The sequence below is a fragment of the Acidovorax sp. LjRoot204 genome (assembly GCF_056175785.1).
In genome coordinates this window covers 1-18739 of record NZ_JBGFFF010000084.1, presented here as the reverse complement: position 1 = coordinate 18739, position 18739 = coordinate 1, and the positions used below count along the sequence as shown (strand labels likewise).

The following is an 18739-nucleotide window of genomic DNA, read 5'->3' as shown; positions in this document are numbered from 1 at the left end:
CTAAGGGCTTGCGGGCCCAGCCGCACCCTGCCGATGCGCACCGGACAAGTCAAGCACATATGCTCCTGAAAACATAGCTACCAGCGCTTTTACAACAAGCGCTTCAAGCCTTTTTCATTTGAATTCCTTCGATCCGCACCGCTGCTACACTGCGCAGCACTCTGGAGGGAGTTCATGAACACAAACCAATCGTCTGGCGGCGCTGCGGGGCCGATGTCCACCTTCATGCCGATGAACATCGATGCCCACCCGCTCGAGTTCACGGGCAGCGGAGGCGAGTATTTCCGGGTCTGGATCGTCAACGTGCTGCTGTCCATCGTCACGCTGGGCATCTACACCCCCTGGGCGCGCCGCCGCACCGCCCAGTATTTCTACAGCCACACGCTGGTGGCCGGCAGCCCCCTCGAATTCACCGCGCAGCAGCGCAAGATGGTGATGGGCTTTGTGCTGCTGATGCTGCTGACCATTGCCTACAACCTGGCCGCCAACACCGGGCAGGACACGGCGGTGGGCCTGTTCCTGCTGGCGGGCGCGGCGCTGGCGCCCTTCATCTGGGCCAGCGCCATGCGGTTTCGCCTGGGGGCCACGCGGTGGCGCGGGCTGCGACTGCAGTTCACTGCCAGCTGGAAAGAGGTCTACATCGCCAGCTGGCCTGTGTTTGCGCTGGCGCTGGTGTGGTTTGGCGTGTTTTATGGTCTGCAGCTGCTGTCGCCCGACCTGGCCCAGGCGCTGGAGGCCATCGAAGAAGAGGGCAAGAAACAACCCATGCCCCGCTTCACGCCCGCCATGGGCGGCTTGGTACTGCTGGGCCTGGTGCTGTCGGTGCTGTGCGTGATCCGCACCGAATACAACTTCAAGAGCCTCTTGGTGCTCAAGGCCCAGGTGGGTGCCGAGCGAGGCCGCTGGAAGCCGGTGTACATGGACTTCGTCAAGGTGTGGATGGCCACCGTGGCTGTGTTCATCCTGTGCGTGGTGGGGTTCTCGGCGCTGATCGGCATCCTCGCAGGCAGCTCCATCGCCCTGGTGGCCAGCCAGAGCGATCGCCTGGGCCTGTGGATGTTTGTGGTGATCATCGTGTCCATCATCGCGGGCATCTTTATGCTGATCCTGGCGTCGGCACCGGCCCGCGCATACCGCGAGGCACGCATGTTCCAGCTGATGTGGAACAACATCGGCGTGAGCCACGTGGCCCGCTTCAAGTGCCACCTCAAGAGCGGCCGCTACGTGTGGCTGCGCATCAAGAACATGCTGCTTACCCTTCTGACGTTGGGGCTGTACCGCCCGTTTGCGCGGGTCAGCGAATACCGCATGAAGTGCGAGTCCGTCACCCTGCACGTCAAGGGCGGCGTGGAGCAGGTGACCGGTGCCATGGTGCGCCAGCAGCAGGGGGGCCTGGGCGATGCCCTGGCGGATGCGGCTGGCCTCGACCTTATCGGTTGAACATGTCAGCATCTGCGCACCCAGCCCTCGTCCCCGGGCGCTGGTTCGATGGCCAGAGCAGCAAGGCCCGGCCCGTGGTGGTGAGCCTGCGGCCCACGCCGCAAGGCCCCTCCTTGGTGCTGCACCCGCTCTCGCAGCCCGGGCCCGAGCCTGTGGTCTTTGCCTGGAAACAGGTGGGCTGGCCCGAGGCCTGGAACGAGCGCAAACCCCAGCCCCGCGTGGTGGTGGATCTGCGCGACCACGGCAGCGTCGAGATCGACGCCGTGGCCGAGTGGCGCGCTGCCCTGGCAGCAGCGGGCGAGCGCCCCGGCATCGCACAACGCATGCAGACCCGCTGGCCCGTGCTGCTGGGCGTGACGGCCGCCGCCGTCATTGGCCTCACGCTGTTCTACCGCTACGGCACACCCTGGGCGGCCACGCAGCTCACGCGGTTTGTGCCCATCAGCTGGGAGATCAGCGTGGCCGAGAACGTGCTCCAGCAGATGGACAACGGCACCCTGAAGCCCAGCAAGCTGACCAAGGAGCGACAAGACCAGCTCAAGGCGCGTTTTGATGCCCTGGTGCAGCAAACACCCCCTGGCCTGCAGCGTTACTCCGGCTACCGGCCGCCTTTGTCCCTGGAGTTCCGATCCGGCATGGGTGCCAATGCCTTTGCGCTGCCCGGCGGCAAGATCGTGATGACCGACGGCATCGTGAAGGCAGCGGCCGACAAGGGCCTGGACGACAACGCCTTGGTGGGCGTGCTGGCCCACGAGGTCGGCCACGTGGTGCAGCGCCACACCACGCGCATGGTGGTGCAGCAGGGCGTGCTCAACATGGGCCTGGGGCTGGCACTGGGCGATGTGTCCGGCATCGTTTCTACGGGTGCATCCTTGCTGACCGGCCTGGCCTACAGCCGCAGCCATGAGCGCGAGGCCGACTGCTACGCCATCGCCGTCATGCGCCACGCCGCACTGCCCACAGCGCCCATGGGCCAGCTGCTGCTGGCGATTGCGCGCGATGAGGACAACGAAGAGGCCCAGAAAAAAGACCAGGGCAAGGGCCCGACCACCTCGGCATCGGCGCCCTCCTCCGGGGCCAGCACACCCGATGCAGCGCGCCAGCGCAAGGTGGCTCAGGAGATCGGCTCGCACCCTGTCTGGTCGCTGCTGAGCAGCCACCCCGACACGGTGGAGCGTGCGACAGAGCTGGAGCGGGGGCAAGCACCCCATTGCGCAAAAAACTGAACACAGCCGCGCCACAGGGGCGGCGTGCTCACGACACGACCCTTGGCGAGTCGGGGCGAAAATAAAGTGTGAAGCGCGCCGATAAGCCGGATTCTGTGCACCACGGTTGCCCGCAGTGTGACCGCCATTAATCTGGGCCGGGTGTCGCCACCACGGCTCGGTGCTACCTACCCGCCAACTCTGCGGAACCACATCAACGTTGGCCTACTTGGTATTGCTGCGCGTAGAGATTGCCCGTTTCACCCCCGGTGGTTTGCCTTGCGGCACTCCCCCGGGACTCGTCTCTGTTGCTCTGATCCTCACCTCACGGTGGGCAGCCGTTAGCTGCTACGCTGTCCTGTGCAGTCCGGACGTTCCTCCAGTGCCTGGTTTCCCAGATTGCACCAGCGGCGGTCTGGCGTGCTTCACGGGTGGGATTATCGCCCAGCGGCCGCGACGCGATCCCAGTCCAGACCAAAGCGCACAAGATACTTGCGCAGCCGGTCCGCGTCATTGACCACCGTGCGCTGCGTGCGCGAGGCCTGGAACAGCAGGCGCCCCGCGTCCGACAAAGTGCGCGATTGGCGGCAGACCTGCAGCACCGCCGCCAGTTGGAGCTGGTCGAAGAGGTCCATGGATTCCACCCCCTCGTCGCCCAGCAGGGCCGCGAGTTCGTCGCGTCCCACCGTCCCTGTTGCAGATGCCAGCCCGTTGCGCGCATCGCTGGCGGGCTGCCACAGCCAGCGCAGGCGGGCGATCTCGGCCTCGACCAGGGGCAGGCCGATGCGACCGCTGTCGGCCAGCGTGGCCAGGCGTGTGACGCTGGCCGAGAGGTCGCGGAAATTGCCGGTCCACAACGCTTCGGGCGACTGGGCATAGCGCAGGTAGGCGGCGCGTGCTTCGTTGGAAAAGCGCACGCTGCGTCCCAGTTCCGTGCCCGCACGCACCAGCAGGTGCTCCACGTTGGGCTCGATGTCTTCGGGTCGCTGGGCCAGGCCCGGCAGCACATAGCTCCAGAGGTTGATACGCGCAAACAGGTCCTCGCGAAAGCGCCCTGCCGCCACCTCGGTGCGCAGGTCACGGTTGGTGCCAGCCACCAGTTGAAAGTCGCTCTCCACCTCGCGGTCGCTGCCCAGGGGGTAGAAGCGTTTTTCCTCCACGGCCTTGAGCAGCATGGCCTGCTCGTCCGGGCCCAGCTCACCAATCTCGTCGAGGAACAACACACCCTTGTGCGCCGTGCGCAGCAAACCCGCACGGTCGGCCGCAGCGCCGGTGAACGCACCTTTCTTGTGGCCGAACAGCGTGGACGCCGCACCGTCGCCATGCAGCGTGGCGCAGTTCACCTCCACAAATTCGCCCTCCACCTGGTGGCGCGACTTTTTCAGCTCGAACATGCGCCGCGCCAGGTGCGACTTGCCCGCACCCGTGGGCCCGGTGAACAGAATGGGCGCACGCGAGCGCACCGCCACGCGCTCCACTTCGTCGATCAGCGCGTTGAAGCGCGCATTGCGCGTGGCAATGCCGCTTTTTAGGAACTGCACCGCATCCTGCTGCTCCGCGCCGAAGCGCTGCGCGATCACGTCGTAGCGCGAGAGGTCCAGGTCGATCAGCGTGTAGCTGCCAGGGTTGCCCATCTGCTGGCGCTTGGGCGGAGAGGTCTGCACCAGCACACCCGGAATGCGGCGCGACTCCACCAGCAGGAACAGGCAGATCTGCGCGACGTGCGTGCCGGTGGTGATGTGCGTCCAGTACTCCTCGCGCTCGGTGTCAAAGCGGTAGGCCTGCGTCCAGTCGTACAGCTGGGCATAGACCTCGCCAAAGTCCCACGGGTCGGCAATGGGCAGCGGCACCAGGTTCACCGTGGTCTCGGGCGAGGCAGTCGCCATGTCCGTGCGCACCTGGTGGGCCAGCTCGCGGTGCGGTGGTGTGTAGAGCAGCTCCAGCCGCTCGATCACCACGTCCTCATGCTGCACCAGCGATACGGTGGGGCGCCACTTCTCCCACCGCCCGGCGCCCCGGCCGGAGTCGAGCTGGGTGCCGAGGAACCCTATGACCACCTTGTTTTTGCGCATTTAATTTTATCTATTTAACTAGCTTTCATTCTAGTTATTCCGATAAGCGCATACCACACCAATTTCGTAAAACAAAAATATCACCATACAAATCAACAGCTTGCGCAAGTTGAATACCACTCACCACAAGCTGGCACACATCTGGCAATAGAAGAAGCATCCAGCGCAAGCGGTGACCGCTCACAGGCTGGGGTTAGGACAAATGTTCGCCCCACCGGTGCCGGGCGTCCGGGGCCTTCGGGTTCTGTTGATGTTCTGCATGCCGCACATCGCCAACGCTGGGTAGCGGCACGGTCGTGGTGACCACTCCGAAAGGAAGTGTCTGGTTCGACTCCAGGCGTGCCACCACTGGTAGCTCAGTCTGGTAGAGCCCCGCCGAAAGGCGGTTGTCGCAGGTTCGATTCCTGCCCACGGTCGCAAGACCTTGATTGGAAGTACCGGTCGAAAGACCACCCGCCGAACGCTGGGAGAGGCCCCGAGGTTGCGCAGCGACCGCAAGGAATTCACCCCGTCAGCCGGTGGCGGTTTGTGCCAGCACCCGGCACAGCCCGCGCCCGCAGCCAGCCGCGCTGCCGCCATTCCCGCTGGGGATGGGGGCAGCCACCACGGCGCACTGCACGGCCCAGGCTGCCCCCCCCTGGCACCCCGGGAACAACCCGCCTTCACCCACGGCCTGGCCGAGTACCTGATGGCGCAAGAGCCCGCGACGGTGGCCGCCGAGTTTGTGCAGGTCAACCTGTCGGAAACCGAAGTGGGCCTGCGCAGCGAAAACGGCGTGCTGGTCGAGATCCTGCCGCCCGGCACCCGCCGCCTTTATTGGAAAGGTTTGGTGGAGGTGAGCGTGCAAGTGGTGGACCTGCAAGCGGGCGCCGAGTTACCCACCGCACTGGTGGCGCGATTGACGCAGACCCAGCTGCGCCAGCGCAGCGTGACCGGATTGGCCGCTGTGCTGCAGGCGCAGGTGCCCGAGGGCCAGTGCGCGCTGTTGACGGTGGACGGCAAGGTGGAGCGCCTGCTCACGGCTGGCACCTACGCCTTCTGGAAGTACGGCCGCACTGTGGCCGTGGAGATGGTGGATTTGCGCCTGCAAGCCGTGGAGGTATCGGGCCAGGACATCATGACCCGCGACAAGGTAAGCCTGCGTCTGAACCTGTGCGCCACCTACCGCTACACCGATGTGCTGCGCGCCTTTGCCCAGTTGCAAAAGCCTGCCGACCACCTGTACCGCGAGCTGCAGTTTGCGCTGCGCGCCGCCGTGGGCACCCGCACGCTCGATGAGCTGCTGGAGAACAAGACGGTGATCGACGACGTGGTGAGCGCACACATGGCCGCCAAGCTGCTGCCCTATGGCATGCAGCTGGAAAGCGTGGGCGTGAAGGACATCATGCTGCCAGGCGAGATGAAAACCATCCTGACTCAGGTGGTGCAGGCGCAGAAGCAGGCCGAGGCCAACGTGATCCGCCGCCGCGAGGAAACCGCCGCCACGCGCTCGCTGCTCAACACGGCCAAGGTGATGGATGACAACCCTATCGCCCTGCGCATGAAGGAGCTGGAGACGCTGGAACGCGTGGCTGAACGCATCGACAAGATCTCGGTGTTTGGTGGCCTGGACCAGGTGTTGAATGGATTGGTGAAGATGCGCTGAAGTGAGCAAAGCGCGAGGAGGAATGCGATGAAGAACAAAAAACTGACGCCCCGCGAAAAGCGCCAGCGGCGGGACAACGCTGCGGTCACCTGCGAATCCATTGGCCTCGACCCAGTGGTCTACAACGCGGCCCTGAGTTACCTGTTCGACCGCCCCGTACCCGACAAGAGCGGTCAGGAGTGGTACTGGGACATCGAAGAGCCCGCGTTCGAAGCCACGCCGCTGCAATGGACGCACATCCAGACCGTGTTGTTCACCAACGCAGGAACCGACCTGGCGCCCTACAGCGACGATCAGGTCGGCATTGGGCTGAACCACGTGATGAGCAACAACGCCGGAGATATCCCGCACATGGTCAACGACCCTTCCGTGCCGCTGACCGAAGCGATGCGCATGGTGCGGGCGCTGCCCAGCTTGTGGCGTGAGTGTCTTGGTCCGCGCCTGGACATCGGGCCCAGCCCCATCGGGAGCCGAAGCGGCCGACTCTACTTCGTGAGCTACATGTGGTTTGACGTGTGGCCCACGTTCTGGAACGCCAAGGACATTCCGGAATGGCGCGACGCGATGTGGCAGGTGTTCTGCGAAATGCTGGCGATGCCTTGGCGCGAAGCGCAGGTGTCGGCACTGCACGGGATCGGGCACGAAGGGTCACGCCTGAACCGACCCAAGGAACTGAAGGCGCACATGGATACCTTCACACGCAATGTGAAGAACGACGACGAACTCAAGAACTACGCGCAGGCTGCGGCACGCGGAATGGTTCAATGAACGACAAAGACGAAAGAATGTATGAGCAACTATGAACAACTCGAAGTCCCGGGCGGCGTTCCCGTGAAGATGTGGACGAACGGCGTGCCCGTGGAAGACGACGCCAAGGCCCAGCTGCGCAACATTGCCCGCCTGCCCATCGTGTTCAAGCACGTGGCGGTGATGCCCGACGTGCACCTGGGAATCGGCGCGACCATCGGCTCGGTGGTTCCCACCCTCAAGGCCATCATCCCCGCAGCGGTGGGGGTGGACCTGGGATGCGGAATGATGGCGTGCAAGACCACGCTCACGGCCAGCGACCTGCCCGACAACCTGTCAGGCGTGCGCGCCGCCATCGAGCGCGCCGTTCCGGTAGGCATGACGCCCAAGCGCTTTGGCCGCGACAAGGGAAGCTGGGATACCCCGCCCGCTGAAACCGACCGCGCCTGGGCGGGGCTGGTGGATGAGTTCGAGGAGATTTGTGAGGCGCATCCGCGCATCAAGAACACCAACAACTACAAGCACCTGGGAACGCTGGGAACGGGTAACCACTTCATCGAGATCTGCCTGGACGAACACCAGAGCGTGTGGGTGATGCTGCACTCGGGCTCGCGCGGGGTGGGGAACGCCATCGGCACCCACTTCATCGAGCTGGCCAAGAAGGACGCCGAGATGAACCAGCGCAACCTGCCGGACAAGGACCTGGCGTACTTCGAAGAAGGCGCGCAGTACTTCGGCGACTACGTGAAGGCCGTGGGGTGGGCGCAGAAATTCGCCGCCGCCAACCGCGAGGTGATGATGGGCCGCGTGATTGCAGCGCTGCGAAAAGTCATCACCAAGCCATTCGAGACGCACATTGAGGCGGTGAACTGCCACCACAACTACGTGCAGCGCGAAACGCACTTCGGGCAAGACGTGTTCGTGACCCGCAAGGGCGCGGTGAGTGCCGAGCAAGGCAAGCTGGGGATCATCCCTGGGAGCATGGGGGCCAAGAGCTTCATCGTGCGCGGAAAAGGCAACCCTGAGAGCTTCAACAGCTGCAGCCACGGCGCAGGCCGCACCATGAGCCGCACCAAGGCCAAGAAGCTGTTCAGCGTGGAAGACCAGATCAAGGCGACCGAAGGCGTGGAATGCCGAAAGGATGCGGATGTCATTGACGAGATTCCGATGGCGTACAAGAACATCGACGCGGTGATGGCGGCGCAGGAAGACCTGGTGGAGGTGGTGTACACGCTAAAGCAGGTGGTGTGTGTAAAGGGGTAAAGAGATGAACTGCTACGAACTAAGCATGCTGGACGACGTAATCGACTCTACTGCTCAAGCGGCAGAACAAGCAAAGCGTCTAGAAAAGGGAGTTTGCTCTCCCAAGTGGCTTGTTGTCGCAGCTCACTCCGCAGCACAAGCCGCCATGACTTGCTACCTAAATCAGGGCGACGGAATGACCTCGTGGCGCAAAAAGGATGCGCAGGCATGGCAGAACGCGTATGAGCAACAGCAGGCTCAATCCGCGTCATTTCAAGGCTATCCAGTCGTGCGTTTGAACTTTTTTATGGAGCTTTATGCGGACGTCAAAGAGACTGCGCAAATGAAGCGGGATGCTCGTATCACGTCGTCTCTAAGCGGAGATATGGATCGTTGGATGATTGAGTTGAACCAGCTACGAAACAGCCTTGTCCACTTTCAGGCGAATCGTCATGTGGTTTTTAAGCAGCACGTGGTGGCTGTAACTCAGGCCGCATCGGCAACAGTCAATGCGCTGAGTGCAAGTCCATCCTTCCCTTGGTGGTGGAGCGATGAAGCAGAGCATGCCTCATCACTCTTGCAGGAGCATCTCAAAACGCTTGATAGTGCTCTTTCTACTCTTACGACCACATCGACAAGCGCGTAGCCCGAGGCGGCCCAACGGAGAGACGAATACCGTATCTGCGGCATGGAAATATCCTTCGCCACAGCAAGAACAATATTTTTGATAGCTGCTAGCGCTTATCAAGCAGGCGCTACAACCCATTTTTATGCATACAACAGAACAAAAAGAAATGCTGCGCTCCGCCCACCCGGTGGAGCCCCACATGCGCACGCAGGTGCTGCAGGCCCTGCGCGACATCGAAGCCACACACGACGTGACGGTGCTCTTTGCCTGCGAATCCGGCAGCCGGGGCTGGGGCTTTGCCTCGCCCGACAGCGACTACGACGTGCGCTTCATCTACGTGAACCGCCTGCCCTGGTACCTGACCGTAGCGCCAGGCCGCGACGTAATCGAGCTGCCGATCAGCGGGGACTTGGACGTGAACGGCTGGGACCTTCGCAAGGCCCTGGGCCTGCTGCGCGAGTCCAACCCCACGCTGCTCGAATGGCTGGGCTCACCCATCGTCTACCGCGAAGAGGCAGACACCATGGCGCAGTTCCGCACGCTGGCAGCGCAAGTGTTCTCCAACGCCAAGGGCTGGCACCACTACGCATCCATGGCCAAGAAGAACTTTCGAGAGCACCTGCAGGCCGACGAGGTGCGCTACAAGAAGTACCTGTACGTGTTGCGCCCCCTGCTTGCCGCGCGGTGGATACGCACACAACCCGGCGTGCCACCCATGCGCTTTGCCGAACTGGCCCAGCACACGCTGCACCCCGTGCAGGATGCGGCGCTGGTCGATGAGATCAACGCACTGCTGGAGGTGAAGATGCGCGCTGGCGAAGCGGCCACCAGCCCCCGCTGGTCCGGCATCCATGCGTTCATCGAGGCCGAGCTGGCCCGCAATGCGGCGGAGCCCGTGCAGCCGCTGCCCGTGCCTGGGCACGCCGCGCTGGACGCCTTGCTGCATGACACCGTGCTGCAGTTCAGCAAGCGCCCCGAGGGTGCAGCGCAGGTATCGCCATGACGGAACTCGCTGTGACGCCCCTCACCCTCGACGGCTCCACCGGCGAAGGCGGCGGCCAGATCCTGCGCACCGGCCTGGCACTGTCCATGGTCACCGGCCGCCCACTGCACATCACGCGCATCCGTGCGGGGCGGCCCAAGCCGGGGCTGATGCGCCAGCACCTGGCCTGCGTGCAAGCGGCGGTGGCCGTGTGCGGCGGGCAGGCCGAAGGCGCGGCGCTGAATTCGCAAACGCTGGTGTTCACACCCGGCGTGGTGCGTGCGGGCGACTACCGTTTTCAGATTGCCACCGCAGGCAGTTGCCTGCTGGTGCTGCAGACGGTGCTGCCCGCGCTGATGCTGGCCGATGGCCCGAGCAAGGTCGAGCTGGCGGGTGGCACGCACAACCCGATGGCGCCGCCGTTTGATTTTCTGGAACGCGCCTTTGCGCCGCTGGTGCGGCGGCTGGGTGTGGGGCTGGAGCTGCAACTGCAGCGGCGGGGCTTCTACCCCGCCGGGGGCGGCGAGCTGGTGGCGCACATCGTGCCCGCCACCGCCACCACGCAGCCGCTGGCGCCGGTGGATGTGCTGGAGCGCGGCCCGCTGCAAAACGGCTGGGGCGAGGCACTGGCACCCGGCCTGGCGCGCCACATAGCGACGCGGGAGCTGGAAGCGCTGGGCCAGCGCATGGGTTGGACGTTCGAGGCCGGCCAACTGCGCCAGCCATCCACACGCCAGAACGAGGGCCCGGGCAATGCGCTGATCGCCACGCTGGAGTATGCGCAGGTGACCGAGGTGTTTTGCCAGTTGGGCGAGCGCAGCCTGTCGGCCGAGCAGGTGGCCAAGCGGCTGGTGGACGAAGTGCGCGCCTACCAGCGCAGCACCGGCGCGCTGGGCCCGCACCTGGCGGACCAGTGGATGCTGCCGCTGGCCCTGTCTGTGTGGCGCAGTGGGCAGGCCGCGCGCTACACCTGCACCAAGGTAACGCAGCACACGGTTACCAATGCGCAGACCATCTCGCTAGGCTTGCCGGTTCAGGTTCATATCACCCCCTCAGAGGATGCAATGCACGTTGAGATATCTCCCGTGCCCTGAAGGGCCAGCGCGGCATGGACCCATACCCTGGCTATATCCATATGACCAGGGCCGTAGAACAAGTGGTTCAGAATGCGCACAACACCCCTTCCCTTTGACCCATCCGACACCTCACAGGAGACGCCATGAAAGTTGACAACATTCTTCAGACCATTGGCAACACGCCCCACGTGCGCATCAACCGCCTGTTCGGCCCTGGCGCCAATGTGTGGGTGAAGTCGGAGCGCAGCAACCCCGGCGGCTCCATCAAGGACCGCATTGCGCTGGCGATGGTGGAAGACGCGGAAAAGTCCGGCGCGCTGAAGCCCGGCGGCACCATCATCGAGCCCACCAGCGGCAACACCGGCATTGGCCTGGCGCTGGTGGCGGCCGTCAAGGGCTACAAGCTCGTCCTCGTGATGCCCGACAGCATGAGCATCGAACGCCGCCGCCTGATGCTGGCCTATGGCGCGCAGTTCGACCTGACCCCGCGCGAAAAAGGCATGAAGGGTGCCATCGCCCGCGCGCAAGAGCTGCAGGCCCAGACGCCTGGCTCGTGGATTCCGCAGCAGTTCGAGAACCCCGCCAACATCGATATCCATGTGCGCACTACGGCGCAGGAGATCCTGGCAGATTTCCCCGACGGCATTGATGTGCTGATCACGGGGGTGGGCACGGGTGGTCACATCACGGGCGTGGCGCGGGTGCTCAAAGCCAAGTTCCCCCAACTCAAGGTGTTTGCGGTGGAGCCCACGGCCTCGCCGGTGATCTCAGGCGGCGCGCCGTCGCCCCACCCCATCCAGGGCATTGGCGCGGGGTTCATCCCCAAGAACCTCGACACCAGCCTGCTCGACGGCGTGATCCAGGTCGATGCCGAACCGGCCCGCGAATACGCCCGCCGCTCTGCGCGCGAAGAGGGCATCCTGGTGGGCATCTCGTCCGGCGCCACCTTGGCCGCCATTGCCCAGAAGCTGCCCGAGCTGCCCGCAGGCGCCAAGGTGCTGGGCTTCAACTACGACACGGGCGAGCGCTACCTGTCGGTGGAAGGTTTCCTGCCGGCCTGATGGCCGCCGGCACGCAGCGCACTGACACCAGGGCCCTTCGGGGCCCTTTTTTTTGGGCTGCGCAGCACAAAGCCACGGCCAGCCGTCCTACAGCGGCGGGGCACGCAGGCCAGAACAATCAGTGTTCGCACCGGCTCACCTCTGCGGTGATTTCGCCGGAGCCCCTCCCAACGATTGCAACTGCCCATGGCCCCGAACTCCGCGACAGACTCCCAGCCTATTGCGTTCAAGGTGCTCACCGTGAACGTGCACAAGGGCTTCACCACCTTCAACCGGCGCTTCATGCTGCACGAGCTGCGCGAGGCCGTGCGCGATGTGGCGGCCGACCTGGTGTTCTTGCAGGAGGTGCTGGGCACGCACCACCGGCACGCCAGCCGGTTCGCCAACTTTCCGCAGGTGCCGCACTACGAGTTTCTGGCCGACACCATCTGGTCGCAATACGCCTACGGCCGCAATGCGGTGTATGACAACGGCGACCACGGCAATGCGCTGTTGTCCAAGTTTCCGATCACGCATTACGAGAACCACGACATCTCGGTGAGCGGGCCCGAACGGCGCGGCATGCTGCACTGTGTGCTGCAGCCTCCCGGGCACCACCTGCCGGTGCATGCCGTGTGTGTGCACCTGGGCCTGCAGGAGTCGCACCGGCAACACCAGCTGCGCCGCGTGTGCGATCTGGTCAACAGCTTTCCGGCCCACGAGCCCGTGGTGCTGGCGGGCGACTTCAACGACTGGCGCCACCGTGCCCACGGGGTGCTACAGCACGAGGCGGGATTGCAGGAAGTCTTTGTGCAGGCGTTTGGCCGGGCGGTGCGCACGTTTCCGGCGGCGATGCCGCTGCTGGCGCTGGACCGCATCTACGTGCGCAACGCGACCGTGCACTCGCCACTGGCACTGCCCAAGAAACCCTGGGACAAGCTCTCGGACCATGCGCCCCTGGCTGCGGAGATCCTGCTATGAAACGCCCTACCTTCCGCGCGCCACGCTCGTCCCGCTGGGTGCCCGGCAACCATTTCGAGCTGCTCGAAAACGGCGAGGAGTTCTTTCCCCGCGTGTTCCAGGCCATTGCCGAAGCACGGCGCGAGGTGATGCTGGAAACCTTCATCCTGTTCGAGGACAAGATCGGCCAACAGCTGCACGCCGCTTTGCTGGCGGCCGCCCGGCGGGGCGTGGAGGTGCATGTGCTGGTGGACGGCTTTGGCTCGCCCGATCTGTCGGACCAGTTTGTCGGCAGCCTGGTGGAGGCCGGCGTGCACTTTCGCATCTTTGACCCGGGCCGCCGTTTCCTGGGCCAGCGGCTGAACCTGCTGCGCCGCATGCATCGCAAGATCGTGGTGGTGGACGGGCACCTGGGGTTTATTGGCGGCATCAACTACTCGGCCGACCATGTGGCCGACTTTGGCCCCGAAGCCAAGCAGGACTATGCCGTGCAGGTGCGCGGCCCCATCGTGGCGCAGATGCACCACTTCACCCGCGAGGCCGTGCTCAGCCGCCAGGACCGCAAGCGCCACCAGGCCGCAGGCATCACCGGGCGCCCGCACGCGGGCACGGCCCATGCCATGTTCGTGACACGCGACAACCAGCAGCACACCAACGACATCGAGCGCCACTACCGCGTGGCCCTGCGCGCAGCGCGCAGCCGGGTGGTGATTGCCAACGCCTACTTCTTCCCGGGCTACCGGTTCATCCGCGAGATGCGGCGCGCCGCGAAACGGGGGGTGGATGTGCGCATCATCCTGCAAGGCCAGCCCGACATGCCCATCGTGAAGACGGCAGCCAGCCTGCTGTACGACCACCTGCAGCGCGCAGGCGTGCGGGTGTACGAATACTGCGACCGCCCGCTGCACGGCAAGGTGGCGCTGGTGGACGAGGACTGGTCCACCGTGGGCTCCAGCAACCTTGACCCGCTGAGCCTGTCGCTGAACCTCGAGGCCAACGTGATCATCCAGGACCGCGCGTTCAACGCCCATCTGCACCGCCGCCTGTCGCACCTCATGGAGCACAGCTGCAAGCAGGTGGAAGCCACAGCCCCCAGCCGCTGGAACGGCCTGCGCCTGCTGCGCAGCTATGCGGTGTTCCACTTGCTGCGCTGGTTCCCCGCATGGGCGGGCTGGCTGCCCCGGCACGAGCCCCACATCACGCTCGCCAACCCAGGGGCGGATGCGGCAGAGCCCGCCGGCAGCCCCGCCACCTGAACTGGCAGGCGCCCACCATGGCCACTCCCACGCTGCACGCGGACACCAAGGCGGGCGGCGCCACCGACGCCCTGCAGGCGCCATCCCGCAGAAGCAGCAACCGCAACACCACCAGCGGCTGGCGGCGTTGGCCGCAGCAAGCCTGGTGGCCCTGGCTCACCCGGGGGCTCGCCCTCGCCTTCTTTGCGGTGGTGGCCGGGCTGATCTTTCGGCAGGCACGCTCGGTGGACTGGCCCGCCGTGCTGCAGGCGCTGCGCGACCTGCCCACCACCGCACTGGCGCTGGGCGGCGCGCTGGCGCTGCTGAGCCACTTCACCTACGGCAGCTTTGACTGGGTGGGGCGCCATTGCAGCGGCCACCGCCTGACGCGCGGCACCACGCTGGCGATTGCCATGACGAGCTATCCGTTCACGCTCAACCTGGGCTCGCTGATTGGCGGCGTGGGCGTGCGCTACCGGCTGTACGACCGGCGCGGCGTGGACCCCGGCACCATCGGCCAGGTGGTGGGCACCAGCATCGTGACCAACTGGGTGGGCTACCTGATGCTGGCAGGCGTGCTGTCATGGTTGTGGCAGCCCCCGGCAGTGGCCGGGTGGACGGTAGCGCCCTGGCAATGGCACTTGGGCGGTACGGTACTGGGCGGCCTGCCGCTGGCCTACCTGGCACTGTGCGCGGTGCGCAGGGGCCGCGCGCTCACGCTGCGCGGCCATGCGTTTCCGCTGCCGCACTGGCCCGTGGCACTTTGGCAAATCGCGGCATCGGCCACCAACTGGATGCTGATGGGCGCCGCGCTGTGGACGGTGCTGCAACACCAGGTGCCCTACCCCGCCGCCCTGGCCACCGTGCTGCTGGGGGCCGTGGCCGGGCTGGTGCTGCGCGTGCCTGCAGGCCTGGGTGTGCTGGAGGCCGTGGGCGTAGCGCTGCTGGCCACCCACGCATTGGGGCAGGAACAGGTGCTGGCTGCACTGCTGGCCTACCGGGCGCTGTACTACTTTGGGCCGTTGGTGCTGGCCGCCGTGGCGCTGGGTGTGGCCGAGCTGCGCTGGCGCCAGGGGCCTGCGCAAGGCATGCAGCGCACTCCGTAGTCAGAATTTCAGCCAAAAGTGCCAGATGCGCTAGTGCATATTGGCCTTGTTGCTATCATTTTTATATAACCCTGCCGCCCGATACCCCGGTAACTCGGTCCGACAGGGGTTCCGCCCGCTGCGCGGACCCCGTATCATCCCGGCCCCACGCCATTGCTTTTCGCCCGATCGACACGGGCCCGCAAGACCATGATCCGACTCTCCGAAATCCGGCTGCCGTTCACCGTGGCCGAAGCCCCCGAGGCGCCCCTGCGCGCCGCTGCCGCCCAAATCCTGGGCCTGGCTGACGCCGACATTGCCCACCTGCACGTCTTCAAGCGCAGCTTTGACGCGCGCAAGGCCGACCTGCTGGCGGTCTACATCGTGGACATCACGCTGGCCCAGCCTGAGCGCGAAGCCGCGCTGCTCGCAAAGTGTGCTGGCAACCCGCACATCCAGCCCACGCCCGACATGGCCTGGCACCCCGTGGGCCAGGCGCCTGCCGAGCTGCCCTTGCGCCCGGTGGTGGTGGGCTTTGGCCCCTGCGGCATTTTTGCTGCGCTGGTGCTGGCGCAGATGGGCTTCAAGCCCATCGTGCTGGAGCGCGGCAAGACCGTGCGCGAGCGAACCAAGGACACCTGGGGCCTGTGGCGCAAGCGCGAGCTGCATGCCGAAAGCAACGTGCAGTTTGGCGAGGGCGGCGCCGGCACGTTCAGCGACGGCAAGCTCTACAGCCAGATCAAGGACCCGCGCCACCTGGGCCGCAAGGTGATGAACGAGTTCGTCAAAGCTGGTGCGCCCGAAGAAATCCTGTATGTCGCCCACCCGCACATCGGTACCTTCAAGCTGGTGAAGGTGGTGGAAAACCTGCGCGAGCAGATCATTGCGCTGGGCGGCGAGATCCGCTTTGAGCAGCGCGTGACGGATGTGGTCATCGAAGGCACAGGCGGTGCGCGCCACCTGCGCGGCCTGAAGGTGCTCAACCAGGCCACGGGCGAGACCACCGAGCTGCGCGCCGACCATGTGGTGATGGCGCTGGGCCACAGCTCACGCGACACCTTTGCCATGCTGTACCAGCGTGGCGTGGCCATGGAGGCCAAGCCGTTCTCCATCGGCTTTCGCATCGAGCACCCGCAGGGCGTGATCGACCGCGCGCGCTGGGGCCGCCACGCGGGCCACCCGCTGCTGGGCGCAGCCGACTACAAGCTGGTGCACCACGCTGCCAACGGCCGCGCGGTGTACAGCTTTTGCATGTGCCCCGGTGGCACGGTGGTGGCCGCTACCAGCGAACCCCACCGCGTGGTGACCAACGGCATGAGCCAGTATTCGCGCAACGAGCGCAATGCCAATGCGGGCATGGTGGTGGGCATCGACCCCCGCGACTACCCGCAGGACGCGCAGGCGTTTGAAACCCACCTGGGCCAGACCTACGGCGTGGAGGCCCTGCCCGCCGGGCAGTTCCACCCCCTGTCGGGCAGCGTGCTGCAGCGCCAGCTCGAATCGAATGCGTTTGTGCTGGGCGGGCGCGACTACAGCGCACCGGGCCAACTGGTGGGCGAGTTCATTGCGGGCAAGCCTTCGACCCAGCTGGGCAGCGTGGAGCCCTCGTACAAGCCCGGCGTGGCCCTGGGCGACCTGCACGCCGCCCTGCCCGGCTACGCCATCGAGGCGCTGCGCGAGGCACTGCCCGTGTTCGGCCGCAAGATCAAGGGCTTTGACATGCACGACGCGGTGCTGACGGGTGTGGAGACGCGCACCTCGTCGCCGCTCAAGATTGGCCGTGGCGACAACTTGCAAAGCCTGAACACGCCGGGTCTGTACCCGGCGGGCGAAGGCGCCAGCTACGCGGGCGGCATTCTGTCCGCCGGCGTGGATGGCATCAAGGTCGGCGAGGCCGTCGCCCGGAGCCTGCTGGGCGCAACGGGCTGACCTGCCTCCTGACGGTGCCGGCCCGTGGCACCGCTTACTTGCGCTGCAAAAAGTCCACGGCCAGCGCCGCCAGCGAGCGGGCGCCCACGGGCAACTGGTCTTCGTCGATGTCGAACAGCGCAGAGTGATTGGGCGGGGCCTTGGCAAAATCCTTGCCCTTGGGTGGCGCACCCAGGAAGTAGAAGAAGCCCGGCACGACCTTCTGGAACTCCGAGAAGTCCTCCGACCCCGCCACCTTCGGGATCACCATGGTCTTGCCGCCCATGGCCAGGTTCAGCGCGGGCAGCGAGGCCTGCGTGAGCGGCGCAGGGTTGGTGGTCACGGGGTAGGCCACGGGGCCAAAACGCACGCTGGCCTTGGCACCGCTGGCGGCGGCAATCGACTCGGCCGTGGTGGTGATGCGCTTGAGCGCTTCCTGGCGCATGTCTTCGTCAAAGGTGCGCAGCGTGCCCATCATCTCCACCTTGTCGGGGATGATGTTGTAGCGGGTGCCGCCCTGGATCTGGCCGATGGTGACCACCGCCGGTTCCTGGCTGATGTTGAGCTGGCGGCTCACCACGGTCTGCAGGCCCATCACCACCTGGCTGGCGGCCACGATGGGGTCGATGGTGGCCCAGGGCGACGAGCCATGGCCGCCACGCCCTTCCACATGGATGGTGATGTTGTCCGACCCGGCCATCAGCGGGCCGCTGCGGTAGCCCACCACGCCGCCAGGCAGGTTGGAGGTGATATGCAGCCCATAGATGGCCTGCACGTCCTTGAGCGCACCGGCTTCGATCATGGCCTTGGCGCCGAAGCTGGGCACCTTGCCGTTGGCGTCGGGCTCCACGGGCGCGCCCTCTTCGGCGGGCTGGAAGATGAACTTGATCGTGCCGGGCAGCTGCGCCTTCATGCCCGCCAGCACCTCGGCCGCGCCCATCAGCATGGCGGTGTGGGCGTCATGGCCGCAGGCGTGCATCACGGGCACTTCCTTGCCCAGGTAGTTGGCCTTGGCCTTGCTCGCAAACGGCAGGCCGGTGTTCTCGGGCACGGGCAGGGCATCCATGTCAGCGCGCAGGGCCACCACCTTGCCGGGCAGGCCACCCTTGAGCGTGCCCACCACGCCGGTGCCGCCCACGCCGGTCTGCACGTCCATGCCCAGCTTCTTCAGGTGCTCGGCCACGAGCTTGGCCGTGCGCACTTCCTGGCCCGAGAGTTCGGGGTGGGCATGGATGTCGCGGCGCCAGTTGACCATCTTGGGCGCCACGGCCGTCACGGCGGCATCGATGGCCTGCAGGCCGGCGGCGTCCAGGGCCTGGGCCTGGGCGGACGGTGCGAACGTCAGCCCGCTGAGAAGCAGGCCGGTGGCCAGCGAGATGGCAGAGAGGGGTTTGTGCATGAGACAGATCCGTGCAGGAAGTGAAAACAAAAAGGAACGCGGCAAAAAACGCACGTTCATGCTAAGAGCCCACCC

Annotated in this window: 15 protein-coding genes, 1 tRNA gene and 1 other RNA gene; 14 read left to right on the top strand and 3 right to left on the bottom strand. The window is 65.5% G+C overall.

Going from position 1 to position 18739, the window contains the following annotated elements:
* The first annotated feature begins 174 nt into the window (after positions 1-174).
* Positions 175-1440: a YjgN family protein gene (locus tag AC04MI_RS15410; protein WP_056059294.1), complete on the top strand. Its 1266-nt coding sequence runs from the start codon at positions 175-177 to the stop codon at positions 1438-1440.
* A gap of 2 nt (positions 1441-1442) precedes the next feature.
* Positions 1443-2666: a M48 family metallopeptidase gene (locus AC04MI_RS15405; RefSeq protein ID WP_476498091.1), complete on the top strand. Its 1224-nt coding sequence runs from the start codon at positions 1443-1445 to the stop codon at positions 2664-2666.
* A 66-nt stretch (positions 2667-2732) separates the two neighbouring features.
* On the opposite strand, the gene rnpB is transcribed toward AC04MI_RS15405, so the two are convergent.
* Both rnpB and rtcR read right to left on the bottom strand, forming a co-directional pair.
* Positions 2733-3072, bottom strand: an RNA gene (gene rnpB / locus AC04MI_RS15400) — RNase P RNA component class A.
* A gap of 10 nt (positions 3073-3082) precedes the next feature.
* Positions 3083-4717: an RNA repair transcriptional activator RtcR gene (rtcR, locus tag AC04MI_RS15395; RefSeq protein ID WP_476498090.1), complete on the bottom strand. Its 1635-nt coding sequence runs from the start codon at positions 4715-4717 to the stop codon at positions 3083-3085.
* Positions 4718-5061: 344 nt separating this feature from the next.
* Between rtcR and AC04MI_RS15390 the strand changes: the two genes are divergently transcribed.
* From AC04MI_RS15390 to AC04MI_RS15335, 12 genes are all read left to right on the top strand, one after another.
* Positions 5062-5134 (top strand) — tRNA-OTHER (locus tag AC04MI_RS15390).
* A 64-nt stretch (positions 5135-5198) separates the two neighbouring features.
* Entirely contained in the window at positions 5199-6362 is a 1164-nt protein-coding gene (locus tag AC04MI_RS15385; protein WP_476498089.1) for a slipin family protein, read from the top strand.
* A gap of 27 nt (positions 6363-6389) precedes the next feature.
* Positions 6390-7130 carry a hypothetical protein gene (locus AC04MI_RS15380; protein ID WP_436078412.1) on the top strand — a complete coding sequence of 247 codons (741 nt, stop codon included), beginning with the start codon at positions 6390-6392 and terminating at the stop codon, positions 7128-7130.
* Between the two features lie 21 nt (positions 7131-7151).
* Entirely contained in the window at positions 7152-8372 is a 1221-nt protein-coding gene (locus tag AC04MI_RS15375; RefSeq protein WP_436078411.1) for an RtcB family protein, read from the top strand.
* 25 nt (positions 8373-8397) lie between these two features.
* Positions 8398-8997 (top strand): hypothetical protein, encoded by a 600-nt coding sequence (locus tag AC04MI_RS15370; protein ID WP_436078410.1) that lies wholly within the window; start codon positions 8398-8400, stop codon positions 8995-8997.
* A gap of 148 nt (positions 8998-9145) precedes the next feature.
* Entirely contained in the window at positions 9146-9982 is an 837-nt protein-coding gene (locus AC04MI_RS15365) for a nucleotidyltransferase domain-containing protein (RefSeq protein WP_436078409.1), read from the top strand.
* The gene (gene rtcA, locus AC04MI_RS15360; protein ID WP_436078408.1) at positions 9979-11055 is read left to right on the top strand and encodes an RNA 3'-terminal phosphate cyclase; all 1077 of its coding nucleotides are present in this window, start codon (positions 9979-9981) and stop codon (positions 11053-11055) included. The genes AC04MI_RS15365 and rtcA overlap by 4 nt, the downstream gene beginning before the upstream one ends.
* 125 nt (positions 11056-11180) lie before the next feature.
* Positions 11181-12098 carry a cysteine synthase A gene (gene cysK / locus AC04MI_RS15355; RefSeq protein WP_056059308.1) on the top strand — a complete coding sequence of 306 codons (918 nt, stop codon included), beginning with the start codon at positions 11181-11183 and terminating at the stop codon, positions 12096-12098.
* Positions 12099-12284: 186 nt separating this feature from the next.
* Positions 12285-13058, top strand: a complete 774-nt coding sequence (locus AC04MI_RS15350; RefSeq protein WP_436078407.1) for an endonuclease/exonuclease/phosphatase family protein — start codon at positions 12285-12287, stop codon at positions 13056-13058.
* Positions 13055-14293, top strand: a complete 1239-nt coding sequence (gene clsB / locus AC04MI_RS15345) for a cardiolipin synthase ClsB (protein WP_146869979.1) — start codon at positions 13055-13057, stop codon at positions 14291-14293. Before AC04MI_RS15350 ends, clsB begins: the two co-directional genes overlap by 4 nt.
* A gap of 17 nt (positions 14294-14310) precedes the next feature.
* Positions 14311-15378, top strand: a complete 1068-nt coding sequence (locus AC04MI_RS15340; RefSeq protein ID WP_436078406.1) for a putative bifunctional lysylphosphatidylglycerol flippase/synthetase — start codon at positions 14311-14313, stop codon at positions 15376-15378.
* Positions 15379-15567: 189 nt separating this feature from the next.
* Positions 15568-17286, top strand: a complete 1719-nt coding sequence (locus tag AC04MI_RS15335) for an NAD(P)/FAD-dependent oxidoreductase (RefSeq protein WP_436078405.1) — start codon at positions 15568-15570, stop codon at positions 17284-17286.
* 34 nt (positions 17287-17320) lie between these two features.
* On the opposite strand, the gene AC04MI_RS15330 is transcribed toward AC04MI_RS15335, so the two are convergent.
* A complete protein-coding gene (locus tag AC04MI_RS15330; RefSeq protein ID WP_436078404.1) occupies positions 17321-18664 on the bottom strand; it encodes an amidohydrolase in 1344 nt (447 codons plus the stop codon).
* Between the last annotated feature and the right edge of the window lie 75 nt (positions 18665-18739).